Source organism: Clostridium algoriphilum (assembly GCF_020443705.1).
GTDB lineage: Bacteria > Bacillota > Clostridia > Clostridiales > Clostridiaceae > Clostridium_AD > Clostridium_AD algoriphilum.
The window spans coordinates 27,133-51,512 of record NZ_JAIZZK010000024.1; the positions used below are offsets into that span (position 1 = coordinate 27,133).

At 30.8% G+C, this 24,380-nt stretch carries 20 protein-coding genes and 1 pseudogene; 7 read left to right on the top strand and 14 right to left on the bottom strand.

Annotated features, from left to right (window positions below; genetic code table 11):
* Positions 1-2 precede the first annotated feature (2 nt).
* From LGK95_RS15800 to LGK95_RS15810, 3 genes are all read right to left on the bottom strand, one after another.
* Entirely contained in the window at positions 3-224 is a 222-nt protein-coding gene (locus LGK95_RS15800) for a CsbD family protein (RefSeq protein WP_226125740.1), read from the bottom strand.
* A 297-nt stretch (positions 225-521) separates the two neighbouring features.
* Positions 522-734 carry an iron-containing alcohol dehydrogenase gene (locus LGK95_RS15805; protein WP_404814464.1) on the bottom strand — a complete coding sequence of 71 codons (213 nt, stop codon included), beginning with the start codon at positions 732-734 and terminating at the stop codon, positions 522-524.
* A 45-nt stretch (positions 735-779) separates the two neighbouring features.
* On the bottom strand, positions 780-1,418 hold the full coding sequence (locus LGK95_RS15810) for a lactate utilization protein (RefSeq protein WP_226125741.1): 639 nt from the start codon (positions 1,416-1,418) through the stop codon (positions 780-782).
* 293 nt (positions 1,419-1,711) lie between these two features.
* Between LGK95_RS15810 and LGK95_RS15815 the strand changes: the two genes are divergently transcribed.
* Positions 1,712-1,978 (top strand): hypothetical protein, encoded by a 267-nt coding sequence (locus tag LGK95_RS15815; RefSeq protein ID WP_226125742.1) that lies wholly within the window; start codon positions 1,712-1,714, stop codon positions 1,976-1,978.
* A gap of 30 nt (positions 1,979-2,008) precedes the next feature.
* On the opposite strand, the gene LGK95_RS15820 is transcribed toward LGK95_RS15815, so the two are convergent.
* Positions 2,009-2,917, bottom strand: a complete 909-nt coding sequence (locus LGK95_RS15820; protein ID WP_226125743.1) for an MBL fold metallo-hydrolase — start codon at positions 2,915-2,917, stop codon at positions 2,009-2,011.
* A 719-nt stretch (positions 2,918-3,636) separates the two neighbouring features.
* A complete protein-coding gene (aspD, locus tag LGK95_RS15825; RefSeq protein ID WP_226125744.1) occupies positions 3,637-5,262 on the bottom strand; it encodes an aspartate 4-decarboxylase in 1,626 nt (541 codons plus the stop codon).
* A 359-nt stretch (positions 5,263-5,621) separates the two neighbouring features.
* Here aspD and LGK95_RS15830 point away from each other — a divergent pair, with 359 nt between their 5' ends.
* The gene (locus tag LGK95_RS15830; RefSeq protein WP_226125745.1) at positions 5,622-7,517 is read left to right on the top strand and encodes a sigma-54-dependent Fis family transcriptional regulator; all 1,896 of its coding nucleotides are present in this window, start codon (positions 5,622-5,624) and stop codon (positions 7,515-7,517) included.
* A 391-nt stretch (positions 7,518-7,908) separates the two neighbouring features.
* On the top strand, positions 7,909-8,964 hold the full coding sequence (locus tag LGK95_RS15835) for an NAD(P)-dependent alcohol dehydrogenase (RefSeq protein ID WP_226125746.1): 1,056 nt from the start codon (positions 7,909-7,911) through the stop codon (positions 8,962-8,964).
* A 42-nt stretch (positions 8,965-9,006) separates the two neighbouring features.
* Here LGK95_RS15835 and srtB read toward each other — a convergent pair whose 3' ends face one another.
* The 3 genes from srtB to LGK95_RS15850 all read right to left on the bottom strand — a co-directional run bounded on the left by srtB (position 9,007) and on the right by LGK95_RS15850 (position 12,702).
* Positions 9,007-9,768: a class B sortase gene (srtB, locus tag LGK95_RS15840; RefSeq protein ID WP_226125747.1), complete on the bottom strand. Its 762-nt coding sequence runs from the start codon at positions 9,766-9,768 to the stop codon at positions 9,007-9,009.
* The gene (locus LGK95_RS15845) at positions 9,765-10,928 is read right to left on the bottom strand and encodes a YibE/F family protein (RefSeq protein ID WP_226125748.1); all 1,164 of its coding nucleotides are present in this window, start codon (positions 10,926-10,928) and stop codon (positions 9,765-9,767) included. Before LGK95_RS15845 ends, srtB begins: the two co-directional genes overlap by 4 nt.
* A gap of 94 nt (positions 10,929-11,022) precedes the next feature.
* Positions 11,023-12,702, bottom strand: a complete 1,680-nt coding sequence (locus LGK95_RS15850) for a purple acid phosphatase family protein (protein ID WP_226125749.1) — start codon at positions 12,700-12,702, stop codon at positions 11,023-11,025.
* A 330-nt stretch (positions 12,703-13,032) separates the two neighbouring features.
* Here LGK95_RS15850 and LGK95_RS15855 point away from each other — a divergent pair, with 330 nt between their 5' ends.
* Together LGK95_RS15855 and LGK95_RS15860 are read left to right on the top strand one after the other, a co-directional pair.
* On the top strand, positions 13,033-13,680 hold the full coding sequence (locus tag LGK95_RS15855) for a hypothetical protein (RefSeq protein WP_226125750.1): 648 nt from the start codon (positions 13,033-13,035) through the stop codon (positions 13,678-13,680).
* A gap of 166 nt (positions 13,681-13,846) precedes the next feature.
* Positions 13,847-15,037 carry a pyridoxal phosphate-dependent aminotransferase gene (locus LGK95_RS15860; RefSeq protein ID WP_226125751.1) on the top strand — a complete coding sequence of 397 codons (1,191 nt, stop codon included), beginning with the start codon at positions 13,847-13,849 and terminating at the stop codon, positions 15,035-15,037.
* Positions 15,038-15,209: 172 nt separating this feature from the next.
* Here LGK95_RS15860 and LGK95_RS15865 read toward each other — a convergent pair whose 3' ends face one another.
* The 6 genes and pseudogenes from LGK95_RS15865 to LGK95_RS15890 all read right to left on the bottom strand — a co-directional run bounded on the left by LGK95_RS15865 (position 15,210) and on the right by LGK95_RS15890 (position 20,018).
* The gene (locus LGK95_RS15865; RefSeq protein ID WP_226125752.1) at positions 15,210-16,400 is read right to left on the bottom strand and encodes a glucose-1-phosphate adenylyltransferase; all 1,191 of its coding nucleotides are present in this window, start codon (positions 16,398-16,400) and stop codon (positions 15,210-15,212) included.
* A gap of 444 nt (positions 16,401-16,844) precedes the next feature.
* Positions 16,845-17,387 (bottom strand): annotated as a pseudogene (locus LGK95_RS15870) (glutathione peroxidase); the annotation flags it as partial.
* 643 nt (positions 17,388-18,030) lie between these two features.
* A complete protein-coding gene (locus tag LGK95_RS15875; RefSeq protein ID WP_226125753.1) occupies positions 18,031-18,777 on the bottom strand; it encodes a nucleoside phosphorylase in 747 nt (248 codons plus the stop codon).
* Positions 18,778-18,812: 35 nt separating this feature from the next.
* Positions 18,813-18,959 (bottom strand): hypothetical protein, encoded by a 147-nt coding sequence (locus tag LGK95_RS15880; RefSeq protein ID WP_226125754.1) that lies wholly within the window; start codon positions 18,957-18,959, stop codon positions 18,813-18,815.
* 25 nt (positions 18,960-18,984) lie between these two features.
* Positions 18,985-19,632, bottom strand: a complete 648-nt coding sequence (gene ppaX, locus LGK95_RS15885; RefSeq protein WP_226125755.1) for a pyrophosphatase PpaX — start codon at positions 19,630-19,632, stop codon at positions 18,985-18,987.
* 41 nt (positions 19,633-19,673) lie between these two features.
* Complete coding sequence (locus tag LGK95_RS15890; RefSeq protein WP_226125756.1) at positions 19,674-20,018, bottom strand: phenylpyruvate tautomerase MIF-related protein; 345 nt, start codon at positions 20,016-20,018, stop codon at positions 19,674-19,676.
* A gap of 186 nt (positions 20,019-20,204) precedes the next feature.
* On the opposite strand from LGK95_RS15890, the gene LGK95_RS15895 reads away from it, so the two are divergent.
* Both LGK95_RS15895 and LGK95_RS15900 read left to right on the top strand, forming a co-directional pair.
* Entirely contained in the window at positions 20,205-22,292 is a 2,088-nt protein-coding gene (locus tag LGK95_RS15895; protein ID WP_226125757.1) for an ABC transporter ATP-binding protein/permease, read from the top strand.
* A gap of 12 nt (positions 22,293-22,304) precedes the next feature.
* The gene (locus tag LGK95_RS15900) at positions 22,305-24,368 is read left to right on the top strand and encodes an ABC transporter ATP-binding protein/permease (protein ID WP_226125758.1); all 2,064 of its coding nucleotides are present in this window, start codon (positions 22,305-22,307) and stop codon (positions 24,366-24,368) included.
* The last annotated feature ends 12 nt before the right edge of the window (positions 24,369-24,380 follow it).

Genomic DNA, 24,380 nt, shown 5'->3' on the forward strand with positions numbered 1-24,380 from the left:
TACTAATTTTCTTTGTTCTCTTCCTTTTTATCCATAACATCATTAATCTTTTTAGCAATCTTTTCCTTGACGTTACCAAGTTTCTCTTTTAGATCACCCTTTTGTGACTGAACCTTTCCCTTAAGTTCTGTTTCTTCACTTCCAGTAGCCTTTCCTACATTCTCCTTAGTTCTTCCCATAATTTTATCTTTTGCAGAATCAAACTTATTTTTTATATCTGACATTTCACACCTCCACTTATTTTATATATGTTTTTTGTCTCTTCATTATATTTTCAATCATTAAACCATTTTATTAACCTATCATCATATATGTATACACTACCATTACTACCATAATTATTCAACCTATTTGTTAGAATATACTGAATACTTTGTATCCTTAATTAATTCTATGATTTATTATCAAATTCAAACTAAATATTATGCTCCCCAGTAACCCCCTTCTTTCATTTTGCAGATGAAAAGAGGTATAGCAAAATCTTGCTATACCTCTTTTCATGAATTGTGCATTACTTAAACTTATTTAAAAGCTTTAGTATAAACTCCTAATATATCTTTAACGCTAGCATCTCTTGGATTTCCTGGAGTACAAGCATCTGCCATAGCTGATTGTGCAAGTGCTTTTAAATCTTCTTCGCGAACTCCAATTTCTTTTAGTACCTTTGGTATCTTAACATCCTCTGAAAGTTTCATGATCGCACATATTCCATCTAAGATTACCGCTGTCTGGATTTCTTACATCAATAATTTGTTTGAGTGAAGATTTACCGGTATAAATTAATAGCCACAGCTACTACCTACAACTACCACCGTAATATCTGTCATCATTGGTTTCTTTCTCATTATAGAATACAATCTACATATTCTAGTTTTAGTTTGACAGTTAACACATACACCGGTTGTTGTACAAGGATTTTTGTATCCAAGTCTTTTATTGTTCATTGGTGATGCTATAGTTTGTAACCTTTCAAATGCAGCCGCTTCATTCTTGCAAACTTTATCAACACTTACTACGATTATAACTTTTTCCGGACCAAAGTTCATCGCTGCAATCCTATTTCCCATACCATCTACATTTACAAGTATTCCATCCATTGTAATCGCATTACTACTACATAAATATAGATCACTTAACAGTTCTTTTTTTGCTGTAGCTAGCACTTCTTCACGACTAAGACCAATTGCACCATGATCTAAAACAATGCCACCAACAGCCTGTACCTTATCTTGAATTCCCATGTTTTTTATTGTCATAGACCCACCAAAACCTACTTTAGATCCAAATTTTACATGTTTAATAATAAAATCTGAAACTTCCTCCGTAGTTTGTAAATATACAGCATCAAAATCATTTTTTATTAAAGCCTCTACCACTTTTTGTCCAACTGTATCTTTATGCCATTTTTTAACTTCCATATTTATTCCCCCATATTTTTTATAGTAATTATAGATAAATTAAAATATTATTTCCGTGCTAATGTAAATAGCTAATGTCTTTTAATTGTATACTAAAATTTCTATAAGTATTTATTTTTGGTAAAACTTCATAAAATCTACACAACTAATTATTATAATAAATGCTAATTTTATATTTGTTCCATACTTAACCATGTATTAATATAATAATAATGGTACAAGTTCTAGGAGATTTTACCTTTGCTAAAACATAGAGTTTAAGTTATAATTTTATGAATAATGGAGGTGTGTTTATGAACATTGATTTTTCTAATATTAATATGAATACCATTATTATGTTTGTGTTAGCTATATTACTTGCCTATCTTGGTATTGCAGTATTTAAAATAATTGGAAGGATATTAAGTATTACACTTGGTATATTTCTTTTAGTATATGTGCTTCAACAAATAGGTATTACAATACCTATTTTATCCGATATTCTTAGCTATCTTTTGCAATTAATTAGTCCAATCATAGAAGTTATAAAGAATTTAACTAGTTCTGTAAAACTCAAATAGCAGAGGGGTATACCCTCTGCTATTTGAGTTTTACTTAATATTTAATGGATTTTTTGAATATTTAAGAAATCCATTATCAATATTTAATATTATAACTCCTGTTTCATTTAAGTATTCAACATAAGACTTTAACATTTTTTCTATTACTAAATATCGTTGTTTAGTTCTTACATTAATATTAAAACATTTAGTCACGGCATTCATAATCTCTTCCATTGTCATTGCTCTGTCTATGACATCATATATTCTTGATGCTCTATTCTTATAAAAATCTATGTTATCACCTATAAGTTTTGTAATATCTTCATACATACCTTTATGGGCCACTACATATTTGCTACATTCTAAGTCACAAAGCTTTAATTTACTTAATAAGTCCTGACTTAGTATATATGCATATGGCATTTTAGCGCCTCGCATGACCTCATAACTTATGAGTGAATCTCCTAAATATGCAACATCATCTGGAGTAATAATACATATATGTTCAGGACTATGTCCTGGTGTATGAATAATTTTAAAATTAACACCTCGTATAGATATACTATTTTGATTATTAAGAATCATAACATCTGTTACACAAACCATACTTCCATAATGCTCTAAAACATCGGCTAATGTTTGGCTACTGTAAAAAAGCTTGAGATTAATAGTCGAACTGCAGATAAGAGCCTCACAGGCTGGCATAGCAATAATACAATTATATTTTTTTTTAAAATATGCATTATTCCCTACATGATCTATATGAGCATGAGTGCATATTATCCCAACTACCTTAAAGTTGTTTTTCTCAAGAATTTCATCTATTCCTTTTCTTTCACCTTGTGCCCATCCTGAATCTAACATAATAATTTCTTCATTATTAATTTTATAAAAAGGTATGTATGTCATTCCAGTATTTATGCAGAATGTATTTCCCTTTATTTCTTTTATCTCCATATATTATTTTTAGCTAGAGAATGCGTTTGAAATACACAATCCACTAAATACTCACTTCCTTTCTTTTATTAAATCTTTTCAGATAAATTACCCATCATTTCAGCTATTGAATTTAATTCCTCAAGAGATGCTGCTCTTTCTTGGAGTGTGGCTACTTGACCCTCGAATACTCCTGTTGACTTACTTGTTTTTTTTCTACAGATTCTGTCCTAAACAATGTGTGAAAAATCAGATTAAATATTTCTAAATATTCTTATAAGACGATTCATATATTTATTCATTGCTTCTAAAAGGTCATATTCTCCATTATAAAGACACCAATTATATGTAATCACTATAGGCTCTTTTTATAATTACTTCAAGTCTAAAAACGACATTCTCATAGAAATATATATAAATGCTGATGAATATTTTCTTAAAGAGGTTGCTAATAATTCGTCTAGTATGCACGCTATAGATAAAGTTATTGAGTATTTCGATTACTATGCAAAGTATAATACAAAGGTTGGTATTAATACTATGAAACTATTGTATAATTCAAATAATAAGTTATTTATCTCTAATATATGATGGAAGTTTAAGAAACAGGTTAAGATTTGCTATAGAAATGCCTATGAGGTATTAAGAAATATCTAAACTAATAGCTTGTTAGATACAATGATTAAATTAAAATACAGACCAGTATTTGCTGGTCTGTATTTTATTCTATATAATATTATCTATATATTTTTCCAAGATGTCACATATTCCTCAAGTATTTTATGAAGTACCTCTCCAATTTCAGAATAGTGCTCATCATCAAGGTTTGCCAATGATATTCTAATTGACCATTCTGGGCCATGAAATCCACCACCACTTAATAAGACTATAGATGACTCTTGCGCTAAACGGAAAAGAATATCCACTGGTTTATAGCTTTCTTGTAAATACTTAGCAAATTCATCACCATAATAGCGACATGCCCATTCCATTAAATCAAATTCTGTATAATACGCGGCATCATAAGGATCTTTTCGTAAATCTAACCCCAAACCTTCAAATAAGAGTCTTTGACGGTGGCGACAAATATCTTTTGTAAGTTGCTTATATCTATTTTCTTTATCAAGGAGTGCAAATACCGAAAAAAAAGCCATCTGTATTTGCTGAGGTGTTGATAAACCTGCGGTATGGTTTAGTGCTACCTGCCTACTATCTGCAACAATTCTATCGATAAAAAGAATTTCTTCAGTACTTGTGGATAAAGTGGAATAACGTCTCCTTGCTATTTCTTTTTTATCTTCAGATAATTCTCTTAATAATTTATCAAATACATTTTCTTCATAAAGGGCAATAGTACCAAGGCGCCACCCTGTTACTCCAAAATACTTAGAGAAGGAATATACTCCTATTGAGTTATATGGCAAATCGGCTACTAATGAACGAAATTCATCAACAAAAGTGCCATAAACGTCATCTGAAACAATCATTAAATCGGGATTGTCTTCTTTAACTATACTTTTTATGAGTCTAATTGTTTCAGGTTTCATTGCTACAGATGGTGGATTACTAGGATTTACAATGAACAAAGCTTTTATAGATGGATCCCTAAGTTTCTCAATTTGGGAATTAGGATATTGCCATGTGTGCGTTCCATCAGAGGTCTTCTCTTCTGCTAAAAGCTCCACAACATCAAAATTGTAGCGAGGTAAATGTGGAATCTCAAGATAAGGAGTAAAAATGGGTGCCATAAGCGCAACTTTATCACCAATTGATAGTATGTTATTAGCAATTAAGCTATCAAATATATAACACATTCCTGCAGTAGCACCTTCTACAGCAAATAAGTTGAATCTCCCAGCTGGCGGCGCATTATAACACAATTCTTGAACGAGGTAATCGTGAACAACTTTTTCAACATGAGTAAGCATTCTATCAGGTTGTGGATAGTTATCACCAATAATTCCATCTGCCAGTTCATATACCCAATCATCTGGATCAAATCCTTTAGATATTATTCCATAATTAATAATGTTTTTAAGAAGTTCTGCTCCTGGGTAAATAGAATTTTCATTTATAAAATCCTCAAAACGTTTTGCAATTCCTGATTTTTCAGGCATTCCAGCAAGATCATTATTATTCCATACTCTACGTGTTTCTAGAGTAGAAAAAATACCAAATGTAAAAAAGGCTTCACGAGGAGTTGCTGCTGTCCAGTTAGGATTACCCCTACCTGCGTCTAATAGTGCATGGGCGCCTTTTTCTTTTGACTCTTCTGCAAGACTTATTAATTTGTTTCTGAGTTCAAATGGACTTACCTTACCATAAATATGTTCTATTTCTTTGCGACGAACATCAAATGTATTCATGTGCAACCTCCTCATATACGAATATACTTCCTTGCAACCTATTCCTCTATAATGATGACAAATCCTTTTTAACAACATACTCCCTCTTTTATTTTAACCTATTTCTTCAAACTTATTTAGATACATTTTATATGGAAAAGGTAATAAAAGTTCAAATAATTAAATTTTAAAAAATCTATTATAAACGCCAGTCATTGTGTCAATAGTAAAACTATGTTTTAAAGATTGTAATATGATAAAAAATTACAGTATTCGATATTTTATAATTGATAATCATATAGCTTCAACTGAAAAATTTATAGATGTCCCAAATGATTATGATATACTTATATTATCTTTAAACTAAAGAGGTGAATTTTATGATTGAAACAAGTAATTTCAAAGAAATAATAAAAAAATCTCAAAAAAGATGTACCAAATACCAAATAAGTAAGCAGAGAATATTTCCCACAAGAACGCTCGAAGGAAAGGAATTCTATAAAGCTTTGGAGATAAATAGTACGTTAATAAAGATATCTAGACCATTTATGGAGATACTATATGACTTTTTGAAAGGATCAGGATTTTCATTGTATCTTACAGACAAGGAAGGTTTCGTGCTCAGTATTATAGGTGATGAAGATATAATTAATTCTATTTCAAAAGTAGGTATTGTAGAAGGTGCTGATATGAGTGAGAAAAGCACTGGTACAAATGCAATTGGAACTTCAATTTATGAGGATTGCTCAGTTCAAACTTCAGGTGGGGATCATTACATTAATGCATATCATACATTCACATGTTCTGCAGCGGTTATTCACGATGAAGAGGGATATATTACTGGATGTTTAAATTTAACAGGGAGATTTCATTTGGCTCATCCTCATACCTTAGGGCTTGTTGTGGCTGCAGTTAAATCCATTGAATATCAATTAAAAGTAGAAAAAGCTCAAAACGAATTATTTATTGCTTATCAATATTTAAATAAAGTTATGAACTCACTTAATTCAGGAATTTTTGCTGTTGACACAACTGGCGTAATTAAGGCTATAAATAAAAGCGCATGCAGCATGCTTGATGTTACAGAAGAAGAAGTAATATATAAAAATGCGGATAAAATTTTAGATAATTGGAAATATATACTCGGCGAAATTATAGCTGGTAAGGATTATGAAAATAGAGAAGTAATTTATCCCTATAAAGATAAAAGTAAAAAATTCAACTTTAATGCATATCCTATAAAAAATAAAGACAATAAAGTTATAGGAATAGTAGCAATTTTTAAGGATATTAAAAATATATATAGTTTGGTTAATAAGTACACAGATAAAAATTCAAGCTATAATTTCCATGACATAATTGGTAATAGTCAGGAAATTATAAACGTAATAGAACAATCAAAAACCATCGCAAATAGCCCCTCTACCGTTCTAATTCAAGGAGAAAGTGGAACAGGAAAAGAGCTTATTGCTCAATCAATTCATAACAATAGTAGTAGAAATGATAATAGTTTCATTGCAATTAATTGCGGAGCAATACCAACGAGCTTAATAGAAAGTGAACTTTTCGGATATGAAGATGGCGCTTTTACAGGTGCAAAACGAGGTGGACAACCAGGTAAATTCGAGCTTGCAAATGGAGGTACCATATTTCTTGATGAGATAGGAGAAATGCCCTTTGAAATGCAAGTACACCTTTTAAGAGTACTTGAAGTTTCATGTTTTAATAGAGTAGGTGGAAACAAATGTATAAGTATAGATGTAAGAATTGTTGCTGCAACAAATAAAGATTTAAAAAAAGAAGTGGAAAAAGGAACCTTCCGAGAAGACTTATACTATAGATTAAGTGTAATCCCTATATTTGTTCCGCCACTGCGGGAAAGAGGGGGAGATATAGAAATACTTATTGAGTATTTCCTAAAAGCTAAAGCTATCAAACTAGGCAAACCCGTACCAAAAATACCAAATGATATTTATGAAATGCTCATAAATTACACTTGGCCCGGAAATGTTCGTGAATTAGAAAATTGTATTGAAAACATTGTAAATATGGATGGAAATACTTCATTTAAATTTGAAAATAAATCATTAGAAAAAAATGAAACTCGTCTTTCAAAAAAACCCTTTGAATATGATATGTGTACTTTAGAGCAGTGGGACAAAAGGGCAATACAAAATTGTATAAAAAAATGTAGTGGTAATATAACTAAGGCATCTAAAATATTAGGAATAAATAGAAGTACTATTTATTCAAAAATAAAAAAGCACGATAGCTAACTCTAGGATTGTTTATTATTTAACTACATAGACTAATGTTAATTTTTTAAAACATACTAATGTTAATCTATAAAACTAAAAACGTATAAAATTACAACGGTGTTGTAAAATACAACAACATTTCGCTACGAAGTGACGTATTTTACAACACTTTTATATTATTAATAATATAACTGGCTAAATACCGGTCCCATTAATGTAAACTGTTATGGCATGATTATTGCTATAGTTATATTATGTAAGTTGATAAAATTTTATCAAAGATTAGCTTTAGGTACGTTTGTAAGAATCTATCAATAAAATTATTATAATTAAATAGTTAATAAAATATCAAAATCATCCAAAAGAAAAACTGTAAGTTAAAATACAAAAATAATAGGAGGTTTTTTTAATGAAAGGTTTTGCAATGTTAAGCATCAACAAAGTAGGTTGGATTGAAAAAGAGAAGCCAGTTGCAGGTCCATATGATGCAATTGTCCGTCCATTAGCAGTTTCCCCCTGTACATCAGATATTCACACTGTATTTGAAGGAGCACTTGGAGACAGACATGATATGCTTCTAGGACATGAGGCTGTAGGTGTAATAGACGAGGTAGGCTCTGAAGTAAAGGATTTCAAAGTAGGAGATAGGGTAATCGTTCCTGCAATAACTCCTGACTGGAGATCACTCGAGGTTCAAGCAGGTTTCCCACAGCATTCAGGTGGAATGCTTGCAGGTTGGAAATTTTCAAACTTTAAGGATGGTGTATTTGCAGAATATTTTCATGTAAATGATGCAGATATGAACTTAGCTTTAATGCCAGATGATATGTCTTTAGAAAGTGCTGTTATGATAACAGACATGATGACAACAGGCTTTCACGGCGCAGAACTTGCAAATATCCAAATGGGATCAAGTGTTGTTGTTATTGGAATTGGAGCAGTTGGTTTGATGGCAATAGCTGGTGCTAAGTTGCGTGGTGCTGGTAGAATAATAGCAGTAGGCTCTAGACCGATTTGTATTGAAGCAGCTAATTTTTATGGAGCAACAGACATAGTAAATTATAAAACTGGTGATATCGCAAAGCAAATAATGGCTTTAACTAAGGGGAAAGGCGTTGATCGTGTAATTATTGCAGGTGGCACCCCTGAAACCTTAATACAAGCTGTAACTATTGTTAAACCAGGTGGAGTTGTTTCCAATGTTAACTACCACGGCAAAGGAGACTTTCTTCCAATACCTCGTCTCGAATGGGGATGTGGAATGGCACATAAGACAATAGTTGGAGGTCTTTGTCCTGGAGGACGTCTTAGAATGGAAATGCTAATTGACCTTGTAAAATACAATCGTGTTGATCTAAGTAGATTAGTAACACATGTTTATCATGGCTTTGATAAAATGGAAGAGGCTCTTCTCACAATGAAAGTTAAGTCAAAGGATTTAATCAAACCTGTAGTAATAATATAAACATAATTAACCAATAGCAGTAACCTTAAAGGGTACTGCTATTTACTCTTTTAAAACCGCACATACAATTGTCTTTGCATTAGCAAACTCATAACTACATGTATATAAAGTTATAATTTTGTCATAATTATTTCCCTCAATATTTTTTTTATAAATAGATTTTTCTTTTAAGTATTTAATATAATTCATATAATCTTTATCCTTTGTAAACCTAATGCTTAAATTATCATGTCTTTCATCTAATACAAAGACAGAAAAAACTACATAATCATATTCCTTATTGTTTTTTATAATTTTTATAACTCCATTGTTAAAATTATCAACTTTTTTAAATTTATTTATCTGGTTAAACATAGTTCCATCTTTCATATGATGGCCATATAAAATTGTGTTCTTGTCCCCTTTTAAATTATTCCTATAATCAACAAAGATACTACCTGATATACTTTTTTCTTTATAAAAATTATTATGTAGGTAAAACTCATTGTCACTTCCTTGGACAACCGGGTAATCTATATTAGTATTAGGAATCTTAATCCATAATTTATAATCAAAGTTAATATTCTTAAGCTTATTCTCTTTAGATGCTTCAAGAGTACTACCTTTTTTCTGTATGCTATCTTTCTCTTTTGTATTAGTTTTATTCGTGGTTTTAATCCCTACTATTGGTTTAATTTCATTAACCTCAGAGTAAGTTTTTCTATCTTTATACGATAGAAAATGTTTATGCACAATTTTAGAACAACAAACTATAACAAGCACTATAAGAACTACTTTCATTAATTTTATCGTGTTCTCTCTCATATTTCCTTTCTAAAGGCATCTTGAACTGGATTATTGGTTAGTAATTCAGATGCTATAAATGATACAATTGGCACTGTTAAAATTACAGCAATACTTCCTGATATGCCCTGCATAATCTCTATTCCAATCGAATACATATTAATTATTTGATTATATTTCATACTATATGCATATATTAATATTAATGTATTAAGTGCCCCTCCTGTATATGCCAATATAAGTGTATTTGCATTTGCCCCCATTATATCTCGGCCAACATTCATTCCTGAAGAAAAAAGTTCCCTCTTAGATAAATTCTTGTTTGTATTATAGATCTCATTTATTGCAGATGCTACCGATATACTGACATCCATGACTGCACCTAGTGATGCTATTAGTATCCCAGCAAATAAAATTCCCCCTATCTTTAAGTTTGTATTATTAGAAACAAATACTAAGTCCTCAACTGCTGATACATTGTATCCATTTATATGTGCAACATATCCAAAGCCAGCAGCAACACCACCTGCAATCATTACACCAATTACAGTACCTAAAATTGATGATAGTGTTTTTATACTATACCCACCAATTAGATAAATAGTAACAATTGTAATTAGTATAGCTATAATAACTGCTGATAAAAATGGGGAATATCCCTTATATAACATCGGTATAAATAAAAATATAATACAAATGAATGTGAAGATAATTCCCATTGCTGATTTAAAGCCTCTTGTCCCACCTATAGCCCAAATTATTAAAAGAAATGATGCTACAAAAGCATATATAATGGGCGCCCTATAATAACTGTATACTGAAACTACAGAACTATTGCCAGATGTACTTATAGAAATGATAACTTTCATGTTTTTTGTGCAATTTGCCCCGTAAAGATATCCCGAGACGCTAGTAGCCTCAAGCCCTTTCCCTTTAAGGTCACCCGTTAAGATTCTAACTTTAACTCTTTGATTACCAGTACGTGAACCATCTAACTGTAAATTATCACTTAAAATTTCTTCAACAACGGCTTTCTCATATCCAGTCCCTTTTTGATTAGTCAACTGAATTTTATCGACCTTATTGAAAAAAACTAGGAACATACAAAACCCGATACCTAACAATAGAATAATTATTTTTCTAATAGCTGTTGATTTATTGATAACCAATTTTGCAAACATATTATATCTCCTTAAATTACAGGGTTATGTAATACATACTCCTGTAAATATCAAATAAATTTAAATTTTAAATATTTTCAAATACATAACCGTACTAACAAATTTCATGTTTGTATAAGTATGCTAGTCCTACTAATGATAAAGTAAGGATAGCTATAGTTCCAACACTAAAATCGTCTCCAGCTTTAACACTACCAATACTTATAGAAGAATTTGACGTGCTAGTTACTTTTGTTGATTTTGACGGTTTAGTTGTTTTTGCACCATTAGAGGTTTTTATAATTGAATAAGTATTATCAATTTTGGCTCCGGTGTCTGTTCTATAAGTGTTTATAGTAAATTTTGTATCGTTAATATCTATATCAGAATAAGTTGGTACATCCTCCTGCCATCTCGCTGCAATGTATGATTGTTTGTGTGGAACTAAATCATAATATTTACTACCTGATCCAGAATTAGCAGTCATATATAGGATACCTTTTGGATTTACTACGCTTCCACTTTTAAGTGTAACATTCTGCACTGCATTAGTATCTTCTATACTTGATAGATAATCATTGTATTTTGAGTCAGTTGCAGTTTTTCCATCTGTGTAATTATCAAACTCATCAGCAGTTATGGATTTAGATTTGTCTTGTACTCCACCATTTAATATTAATGATCTTGAATATGTGTGGTCATGTCCAGTAAGAACAACATCTATGTTATTTTTCTCGAGAATTGGTATTAGTTGGTATCTTAGATTTACTATATCTGGTTCATTAGAATGTTCGCCTGAACCATATATATCTTGATGAATTGTTGTGATACGCCATTTCGCATTTGGATTTGATTTAACAGCTTGCTCAATAACCTTTTGATGCTCGGCTATATTAGTATTATTAGTATTTAACATAATAAATAAGGCATTACCATATGAGTAGTAATAATCCCCACCCGCTGGGGTAATTCCTAATTTGGTGGCATTGGGATTATTGAAATGATTTGAATAGTTCGTATTAGGAGAATCATGATTACCAATAGATGTTGCAACAGGTAATGATTTTAATGCTGAAGGACTTAAATATCCTGCATACTCAATTTCATTTCCGGTGTATACTGGGTTTTTCTTATCGCTTGATTGAATTTGATCTCCTGCTGATAGCATAAAACTTACATTAGGATGGGATTTTAATGCTGTATTTATTGTGTTGTTCCAATTAAAACTATCATTTCTTACTGCAACGTCTTGACCTTGCTCTGCACTTGCACCTTTAGCAGTGTTAGAACTTGAAGAACCTATTTGTGGATCTCCAACATATAAAAAGCTAAAACTCTTCGTACTCTGCGTTTTGTATATTGTAGCATTTGTCCATTTGCCATCTACTTGATAACTGTAGTAGTAAGTTGTATTTTCGGCAAGATTTGTTACGGTAGCTTTATTTGATTTATATCCAGTAGTAGCAGGGGTAGTAGCAACTACTAGCTGTTTCGAATCAGTCATTTGTTTGTTTTTCCCAATTTTTAATTTAGGAGCGGTCTCCTTATCTTTGGAATACCAAGTAAAATTTAATTCTGTTGCGTTCTTACCAGTTGTTAAGGACATTTGAGTCGGATTGTTTTTAATTGTCTCCCAATTACTACACCACTTAGACCATATACCATCCTTTGCAGCTTGCGTTTGGTTGACCTGAGTCCAACCATCATTATCTCCTGCAAATACTGTCATACCTGTCGTAGTTAAAATTGCTGCAACTAATAAAGCTGCACTAACATTTCTTCTTATTTTTAGCATGTTTTATTCCCCCTAAATTATATAATTGATATTAATTGATAATGGCTTTTATTACCTTAGCTCTTCTTAATAATAAACTTACAAGTTTACTAAAATATAATGATTGTGTTATTTTTATGTAAAGTTGTATGAAATGTATTATACTTAAAGAAAACAGTTACTAATTATAATGCATATAATAAATATATAGACCTCATCTTATTTGCATGGCATATTTAACTTGTTTACACCTTCTAAAAACTATAGTATATTAGATTATAAGTATAATTAATTTTAGGTATTATATCATCAATTGAAACATTGTAGAAATAATAAAAGGGGGTGATAACAATGGGAAGTATCATAAAAACTAACTATACTCACCTTGAGGATATTCAATTTAATATACATGACTCAGAAGTTTCATATTATGGTGGAAGTCAGTACTGGTTTCCTAAAAAGTTTAATCAACTTAGCGGTTGTGGTCCTGTTGTCGCAGCTAATATAACTGCATATTTATCCCAAACCTTTACAGATAAATATTACAATTTATATCCTTACAATGGTATTGTAAATAAGAAGGATTTTACTCTGCATATGATTGAAATCAGGAAATATGTAAAGCCAGGTATATTTGGACTTACCTCTGTTAATAAATTTTCTGATGCTGTTTTGGCTTTTTCAAAAAATAGAGGTGTATCTTTAACCTCTCATATTCTGGATGAAAAGGCTGATAGTATTCAGGAAGCTATAGATTTTATTTTAGAGGGTTTATCCCAAAGAATACCGGTTGCTATTCTAGTTCTTAAACATCAAAATAAAGATTTTAAAGAATATACTTGGCACTGGATGACAATTACTGGTTTAAATCTAAACTCTCAATCTAATAAATGTTTTATTTCAGTCTCCACCTATGGAGAACACCGAGAGATAAATTTAGATTTACTTTGGAATCAAAGGCGCTTAAAAGATATAATTAGACTAGCATATTTCACTTAATATTATATCCAAATTCACTTCATGAGGCTTATCTGTATATAGTTACTTTTATGAGGTGAATTTGGATGTTTTTTAATTTAATAATAAATGGTAATTATTGTGAGTATTATAATTTTACAATAGTTATTTAAAAAACTATATTAACAAAATATAAAGGAGACTAAAAATGATATCTAATAAAATGAAAGATCTAGTGGCTAATAGTTCTATAATAAGAGCTATGTTTGAGGAAGGCAAAAGATTATCTGATATTTATGGAGAAGAAAATGTTTTTGACTTCAGCTTAGGAAATCCGAACGTTGCGCCACCCGAAAACATTAAAATTGAGATTAACAAAATATTGAGTGAAACTGCGCCTAAACTTGTACATGGGTATATGAATAATTCTGGATATGAAGATGTAAGATCTAAAATAGCTGACCATTTGAATAAAAAACATAACATAAATATTTCATTTAATAATATAGTTATGACCTGTGGTGCAGCTGGAGGATTAAATATTTTGCTTAAAACATTGCTTAACCCAGAAGATGAAGTTATTGTTTTTGCACCATTCTTTGGTGAATACAGAAACTATGTAAATAATTTTGATGGTAAGCTTGTAGTCGTTTCTACAGATATCGATTCATTTGAACCTGATATGCAGGTATTAAAAAATAAAATAAATAGCAAAACTAAAGCAATTATTATCAATTCTCCAAACAATCCAACAGGTATTGTGTACTCAGAAAAGGTGATACAGGATTTATCAAAATTACTTAGCGAAAAAGAAGAAGAATTTGGTACAAGCATATTTCTAATATCAGATGAGCCATATAGAGAAATAGTTTATGATAATGCTTTTGTTCCATATATTTTAAAATACTATAAAAACTCGTTTGTTGGATATTCATATAGCAAATCATTATCACTACCTGGAGAAAGAATAGGATATGTTGTTGCAAATACAAGTGTGGATTGCTTTGATGATATAATGACCTCACTTAATGTTGCTAACAGGATTTTAGGCTTTGTTAATGCACCATCACTTTTTCAAAGAGTTATTGCAAATTGCCTAGAGTCTGAAGTTGACGTGAGCATATATCAAAAAAATAGAGATCTTTTGTATAACCATCTTACAGAAATAGGATTTAAATGTGTAAAACCACAAGGGGCATTTTATCTGTTTATGAGAACACCTATAGCCGATGATAAAAAGTTCTGTGAGGATGCGAAAGAATTCAACTTATTATTAGTAGCAGGATCAGCATTTGGGTGCCCAGGGCATGCAAGATTATCTTACTGTCTTGATTACAAAAGAATACAAAACTCACTCCCCGCTTTTGATAAGTTAGCTAAATTATACAAACTAAAATAATATTTAGTCCAATTTAAATTAAAATTTATACTTTCAATAAAAATTAAAATGCGTACAAACCTATTATCAAAGGAAAAAGGGCTCTTATAATTATATAAGCCCTTTTTCCTTTAAAACTATCATACTCTTCCCTACACCAGAAATAATACTTTCATACTTAACCTAATTAATTTTAAAATTGGTATGGTTGTACTTTATTCTCTATAACAACTGGGAATTCTTCATTCTTTGAGTAAGCTTTAATCTTGCGCCCTTCTTCTATAACAATAATATCATGTCCATTGCCAATTCTAGTATTATATCCTATTATGACATCGCTTCCTATAATAGCTTTATCTATAACCACATTATCACCTATTTTAGTATTAGGTAATATAACTGAATTTGTTATCTTAGTATTTTTCCCTACATGTACACCTTGGAAAAGCACACAATTGCTTATTTCTCCAAAAACAATACAACCCTCATTTAGCAGTGCATTGTTAATTTTAGCGTTTGCCCCTATATATTGTGGTGGTAACATAGGGTTTACCGTGTATATCTTCCACTCGTCATCATGTATATCTAATTCATTATTGTCAGATATCAAATCCATATTAGCTTCCCAAAAGCTTTCAATAGTACCAACGTCTCTCCAATATCCAACATAAGGAAAGGCATATAGTTTCTGATTATTATCAAGCATCTTTGGTATTATATTTTTCCCAAAGTCATTACTAGAACTTTCATCAAAATTGTCCTCCTTTAAAAGTTGTTTAAGAACTGACCAGTTAAAAATATAAACCCCCATAGATGCTAAATTACTTTGAGGCTCTTCTGGTTTTTCTTCGAATTCAAAGATGCTGTGGTCTTCACGAGTATTCATTATTCCAAACCTATTAGCCTCGTCTAAGGGTACTTCTATTACTGCGATAGTAACATCACTGCCCTTTTCTTTGTGATAATCTAACATTTTAGAATAATCCATTTTATAAATATGGTCCCCTGATAAAATAAGCACATATTCTGGTTCATAACTATCAATATAATTTGTATTTTGATATATAGCATCTGCCGTACCATTATACCAATTACCCCCATCTTCACTTTGGTAAGGTGGGAGCAATGTTACACCTCCGTTTCGCCTGTCTAAATCCCATGGCGAACCTATACCTATATGTGAATTCAGCGCTAATGGTTGGTATTGAGTAAGAACTCCTACTGTGTCTATATCCGAATTAGAACAGTTACTCAAAGAAAAATCTATAATTCTGTACTTTCCTCCAAATGGTACTGCAGGTTTTGCGGTCGTTTTTGTTAATTGTTTTAGCCTTGATCCCTGACCTCCTGCGAGTATCATAGCTATCATTTCTTTTTTTTTCACAATAGTACTCTCCTTTCTGCATCTACACTAATTTAACTATATTAGCTTTAATAAAGCTTTTCTATTTTTTAATTAACCATTATACATCAGTTTAAGCGATAACATATACCATATTATTTACTTTATTATATATAAAGTATACTAAATAAAAAATATGCTGCTAGCCAACATATAAATTTATATTTCATAAATTGGAATTATATAGATGTAATAATTTTTAAAAAAATAAAGAAATGTTTAGAGTTGTAAATTTCATTCACTTCTCCAAGCATTTCTTTAATATTATTTTTATTATGAAATTTATTTATCTTTGTATACAAAATTGCAAGGGCTTCCTTCACAATTTAAAACCTCTTCATCATTTTCACCAGTATATATTTTTTTAGTGCTTACACTATCTTTAATTTGGTCAACTGTAGGAATATTTTTTCCCTTTGATTCTACTAGTAATTTTTCAATATCTGCTGACATATCCACTGGTTCAGTTGTAGGTTCATAGCGATAAGCTATATTGCCTTCCCTTCCAATAATGAATTTTGTAAAATTCCATTTCACTGAATTTCCTTCTAGAAACTGTGGAAATTTTTCTTTAAGCATGTCATTAAGTTTTTTCCCATTAGGGTGATTAAGATCAAAACCGTCGAAAGTTGTTTCCTTTGTAAGATATTTAAAAATCGGCTGAGCAGTTTCCCCTCTTACATCACCCTTCTCAAATAATTGAAAGCTCACTCCATAATTAATTGTGCAGAAATTCTGTATTTCAGTGCTCTCCCCTGGTTCTTGCCCAGCAAATTGATTGCTCGGAAATCCCAGTATTTCAAAATCCTTATCTTTGTAACGCTCATAAAGCTTTTCCAAACCCTCGTACTGTGGTGTAAATCCACATTTGCTTGCAGTATTGACTATAACTAATACCTTTCCCTTATACTGATTTAAAGATATTTCTTCACCATCGATTGTAGTTGCTTTAAAATCATAAATTGACATTTATTATCCCTCCATTATATACAAATTTAATTTTATTTTCGTTTTTGGTAATAATTTATTCCTGGTTTAGTAATTTTAATATATTCAAACTTATATTATCTTTCTTATATTTAGCTTCAAATAAATTTTATAAATATTCTCTCAAATCAAATTAATTTTTATACTTATTACTATTATCATAACAGATAATCTTTATTAGTCAATACTTATTATCTAAAATCACGTTATAGATTTTTTTATATATAAAAAACTTATTAAAAGACTATAAATATAATTTGCAATTAAATTTAATTAAAGGTCTCTAGTTAAATTTAATTAGATTTAACTACAATATTAACTGCTACGCAACCCCTATAAATCAATGGTTTCATAACTTTACTAAATATTAAAGTTCTATCCTTATATTAAATTTTACAAAATTTAAATTAAATTTGATTCACTAAAAATACTCTAACATATTATTTTTTCATTTTAATAAACTACATATATTGGACTGTCCAACGTTTCCTTCCACAGGCAGCACGACTTTTTCGTCAGTTTACTATAGATTATTTTACAAAACTTGCTTTAGCTAATACAACAAAAGAACTATCATCTAACGATTCTTAGCAATCATTAGATGATAGTTCTTTTTTCTTATAATTTATAATCTCCTTTTTTCTAACTTTACTATAGCTTCAAGAACAGTGAGTATTTCTTTCTTTTCACCGAAAGCAGTAATACTTTCACCATCCACATAACTATTGATGTCATCTAAATTACCGTCATTTTCAACTACCACATTAAGTACGGACGCTGTTTTTAAGTTTCTCAGAGCCCCTATTACTAGCAGAGCAGCACTTTCCATATCTGCTCCTAGTATTCCTTTTTTACTCCAATATTCATCTATTTCCTGTTCTTTATCTGTATAAAAACTATCATGACTTCTAATTTTACCGCAATAATAATTAAACCCTAGCTCTTTAGCACTTTCAATTAAACTTATAAGAACATCTGTATCTGGCACTGCTGGATATGATACTTCTACATAGGCTTTTGAAGTCCCCTCATCTCGAACGACACCATTTGCTATAATAAGATCTCCAAGTTTAATGTTTGGTTGAAGTGCGCCACAGCTACCAATCCTTATTAGAGTTTGTACACCTATGTTTTTTAACTCCTCTACTGCTATACCTGTGGACGCCCCACCAATACCTGTAGAAATAACCATAACTTTAACACCCTTATAAAAGCCGCTGCAACTTTTAAATTCTCTGTTAAATGCTATGTCTACTGAATTATTTAAAAATTTTTTAACTCTATCAACCCTTTCCGGATCACCAGGCATTATTGCGTATAATGCAGCATCATTACTGGAGCATCTTATATGTGGTTGTATATCATTTAACATATTTCACCCTCCATTTTATAATACTTACTAATCATCTAATATGCTGAAATATCCAAATTATGTTTCTTTGCCAATCTAAGAAGTTCAATTTCATCTGCATTATCAACTGAATCAACTAGTAACATGCTGCCTGATATATCTGCCTTATTTAACAAATCTTTTTTTAATTTCTCATAATTCATATTATTCACCATTACCTTTCTTCTTTTAGTATTTTAGCTTTTGAACTAATGATATTAATTCTTCCATGCTCTCTACAATATAATCAGGCTCATACTTAAGGATCATATCTCTAGGAAGCGCACTCCATCCAACGACTACAGAGGTAATCCCCGCATTTTTGCCACATAGTACATCAAATTGAGTATCTCCCACAAGGATAGTCTCTTCCAGTTTACCTCCCAATTCTGCGAGGGCCATAAATGCTGGAGTAGGATCAGGCTTATGTATTTCTGTATCATCAGCTCCTATGATACTATCAAAATAATCCATTAATCCAAAATGTTTTAATCCCATAATTGCTGAATTATTCAAACGAGAAGTGACTACTCCCAGCTTATATCCTAGCCTATGAAGCTCTGCTACACCTTCCTTTACCCCCTCATGAATGGTAATCAGCTTCTCAAAGTTTCCAAGTTGGAAAGTTCGATAAGTTTTAATTGCCTCGTAGCTATCATCGCCAAATTCCCTATCTATAGTAAATTTTAAAATCTCTCCAAAGCTTTTAATAATCTGTTCTTTACCAACCTGTTTATTCAAGTGTTTTTTATAAGTATGTTGAAAAGATTGTATAATTAATTCGTTTGTATCGAGCAAAGTTCCATCTACATCAAATAAAATATTCTTAATTGCCATAAAAATATGCCTCCTAACTAAACTAATTCTTTATTTACGATTTAGAACATATTACCGTTCCATCCCCAATCTTTTATTTCATCGAAAACTAAATAAATACTATCTTTATTTATAGAAAGTTCTTCTTCAAATAAGCTACATACCTTAGCTGTAATAACTTCCTTATGTTTTCTTTCAGCTGTTCCAGCTATTTTTATCTCAACGAAAGCGGCCTTGTCTTTTTTGATTCCCCTAAAATATAGAGTATGATCATCATTAAAACTTACCATTAGCCATTCTTCACTTTTACCTGGTATTTCGGTTATTATTTCACCTAACTTAGATTTTATTTTTTCTTTCTTTCCCTCTGTTAACTTTACAGTTAAAGTTGAATTTATGTATGGCATAATAATTCCTCCTCCAAATATTTATTGTTGTTATATGTAAATTTCTTTCGTCACTAATTATATTATTAACTGATGGGGTAAATAAATCAAGCCTTATGAGTAATTAATCTAGTGTTAACATTTATTTGTTATTATATATGTATAAGCTATAAATGGCAATTATTTATGAATCGAAAGGAGTTATCTATGCTTTTAACATTAAACAAACTATCAAAGAAATATACAATCGAAAAAAAGAAAAGTTTTAGTGCTCTACATTGCATAGATCTTAATTTTGAAAAAGGAGAATTCGTATCAATTCTTGGTCCTTCTGGTTGCGGCAAATCCACCCTTCTGAATATAATTGCTGGTCTTGATCAACCAAGTGAAGGTGATTTGATTATAGATGAAAAGTCTACTAAAAAATATAAGAAGAAAGATTGGGACTTATATCGAAAAAATAATATTGGCTTTGTTTTTCAATCTTTTAATTTAATTGAACATTTATCTGCACTCGAGAATGTTGAAATTGTAATGAATTTGATTGGTCTATCAAGAAAAAATAGAATTGATCGTGCAAAAAAATTATTAAGGCAAGTCGGACTCGAAAAACATATGGAACACAAGCCTGGGGAATTATCTGGAGGACAAAAACAACGCGTAGCCATTGCAAGAGCCCTTGCAAATGATCCAGATATAATATTGGCAGATGAGCCAACTGGAGCCTTAGATAGGAAAACAGGTATTCAAATTATGCAACTTCTAAAAGAAATCTCACAAAACAAGCTAATTATTATGGTTACTCACAATCGTGAATTAGCCTATGAATATTCTTCACGTGTTGTATCTATTTTGGATGGTAAAATTCAAAAGGATGAAATAATTAATGAATCTAGTAAAAATATTAAGAAATCAAAACTCAAGAAAAAAGATGGCAGTATGTCCTTTGGTGATGCAATGAAATTATCCTTTAGAAATATTAAGCAGAAGATGGGACGCGTTGCTATAACAACTATTGCAGGTTCAATAGGGATTGCAGGTATTCTGTTAGTTATTGGACTTAGCAGTGGAGCAACTGATTATATAGATCTTCAAACAAATTCTTTTGCTAGTGCTAACATAATACAAACATCTATGAAATTTAAGAATGATGCTATTCAAAAGACTAATTATCCAAAAGATATAAAAATCTATGACAACATTAAGAAAAATCCTGATGTACTAAATATTAGAGAAGACTTAAATGTTAAAGATATCACTTCTTTTAACGTGAATAATAAAACAATAAAAGATATTAGCTTTAATTCTTTAGCTGGTCAAAATAATCATTCAAACATAGACCATGTACTCAAAGGTAATGTACCAAAAGACAATAAGAATGAATTAATAGTAAATAAAGATATGGCTAAAAACATCATTGAGAACTATGGAATGAATCCAGATAAAGATGATTATACAAAAGCTATTGGTAAAAACATAGACGTAGTAATCCAGAGCAAAGCCACAAATCCTGTTACAGGAGAAGCCATCTCAGGTAAAAAATATACACAGAGTTTTAAAGTTGTTGGAATTGTAAATGAGATAGCCTTAAGCTCAGCCGCTGTATATTATTCTTATGATTCAGTACATTCATGGCTTCAAAAGGATGGCTATTTTGTAGGAAAAGAAAAGCGAATGGTAAATGCAGAAATAGTTATAAAGGATGTTCACAACAATGAGAAAGTACTAAACTATATTAATAACAAGGAGAATGGCGGTATTGGCGAGGGTAAAATGACTAAAGATAAAGGTTTCTACGCAACCTCTCAAATAGTTATGGTTAAAATTGCTATTAAAACTTTAATTGATTTAGCTCAAGCAGTTATGATTATATTTATTTCAGTAGCATTAATAGTTTCAGCAATTTTAATAGGCATTGTAATTTTCTCAAGTGTACTTGAGCGTAAAAAGGAAATAGGAATATTAAAAGCTGTAGGAGCAAGGAACAAAGATATTGCTAGAATTTTCAAAGCTGAATCTGCGTTAATTGGCCTTTTTGCAGGAATAACCGGAGTCATAGTCGCTTTTATAATACAACCAATAGCAAACAAAATGATTAATAATATTTTAAACATTAATGCGAATAATATTGTAAATATTCCACTATCAAGTATTCCTTTTACAGATATCAAAATCCCCTTTATAACTATTATCGCTCTAATATGTATAAGTGTATTAGTCGCAGTTTTAGCAGGACATTTTCCATCTAAAAGAGCAACTAAAATTAAAGTTATTGACGCATTACGTGATGAATAGGAGGACTAACAAATGTTAAAAATTAAGAATTTAAGAAAAACATATAAAATTACAAAACACAAAATTATAGCATTAGATAATATTTCTTTTGATTTACCTAATGGAAAGTTAGTAGCAATTGTTGGACCTTCCGGTTGTGGAAAAACAACAATGATGAATCTGATAGGAGCTTTAGATGCTGATTTTGAAGGTGATGTAATTGTTAATGGAAAATCTTTAAAAGCTGCAGGTGAAAAAGAAATTGACACTTATAGAAAAAACACAGTTGGGTTTATTTTTCAACAGTTTAACTTACTTAATTCATTAACAGCAATTCAAAATATTGATATAGCCTTAGATTTATCCGGCACTACCAAGGAAAATAAAACAAAAAAAGGACATAATCTACTCTCAAGAGTAGGACTAACAGATCAAATAAATAAGAAAGTAAACCTGTTATCTGGAGGACAACGTCAAAGGGTAGCTATTGCGCGCGCTCTAGCTAATGATCCACAAATTATTTTAGCAGATGAACCAACTGGAGCTCTGGATGTTGAAACGGGAAAACAAGTTATGGAATTATTAAAAGAGATATCAAAAGAAAAGCTTGTATTAATGGTTACCCATGCACCAGAACTCGCAAAAGCTTATGCTGATATAATTGTGGAAATGGAAGATGGAAAAGTAATTTCAATTGAAGAAAATACGGCTTCGATTTCAACCGCTGCGTCTAGTTCTAAAAAAATAGAAACAAAATCAAAAATGTCCTTTTATACCGCCTTTAAGATGTCACTTCGTAACGCATGGCTTAAAAAAGGAAGGACTCTAGCAACAGCTATTGGTACTTCTATAGGCATTTGTGGAATTTCCTTAGCTTTAGCTATTACATCTGGTACTACTCATTCGGTTAACACTCAAATCAAAGGTATATTTCCATCAAACGCTATAACCGTAGGCTTAAAGGAGAATGGAGACAAAATAAACAATATCAAACCTTTAAAATATAGTGATATAAATTCAGTTTTATCTTTAAATAGTAATATATATGCTTATAACTTTGAAATTGAAGGCAAAGGAATGCCCCTTTCATATTTTTATTCTTTAGATGAGAACATAATAAAAGATAAAGATTTAATGAGCAAAATGTCAGATCAAACTACTAAAGAAAAATTGGCTACAATAATGTCCCCATCAGTGCTCGCAGATGTTAAAAATGATATCCAGTATGGCAACCTTCCAAAGAAGGGTTCCACAAATGAAATTGTTATTTCACTTTCCACTGCTAAGAATTTAGAGAAAAATGGTGGCAATCTTAAAGCCTTAATCGGTAAAAGCATATATGTTCGCTATCTAAAGAATGGATTTAACCCTAATAGTAACCAAGTAAGCAACACGGAAACACCTATTGTTAGAACCTGGAAAATAGCTGGGATTGCTAATACTACAACTTTAATAGATACATATTATGCAACAAGTCCTTGGTTAATTAATTTTTATGAGAAAGAGTTTAAAATAGATAAAAAGGCGCTAAAAAGCGATTTTTTAGTTGTATATTTAAAAAACACTAAAAATCTAGACTCCGATTTACAAACATTAAATAAGTCCCAAAATAAATATAAATTTGAACTAACAGGTAAAACTATATCAGCTCAAGTTGAAGGAGCAATGAAACAAGTGCGTTATGCATTGCTAGGATTTGCTGGAGTATCAGTTGTTGTAGCTGCTCTCATGATATCAATTGTTGTGTATATTTCTGTTCTTGAAAGAACTAATGAGATAGGCATTCTTCGTGCAGTGGGGGCCCGAAAGAGAGATATTTTGAACGTTTTCGTTGCAGAATCCTTCATTATTGGTGTGTTATCTGCAGGCATAGGACTACTGCTTACTTTAGGTATATCTAAAGTCATAAATTCAGTAGTTTATGGTTACTTGAAAAATGCTATTCCAAATGCTCCTTATATGGAAGTAGCTAAATTACCCCTTAATGATGCTGGTTTAATTATGTTATTCTGCATAGTATTAAGTATGATTGCAGGTTTTTATCCATCTTTAAAGGCTTCAAAAATGGACCCTATAGATGCATTAAGAGGTAAATAATAGAAAGGGGAG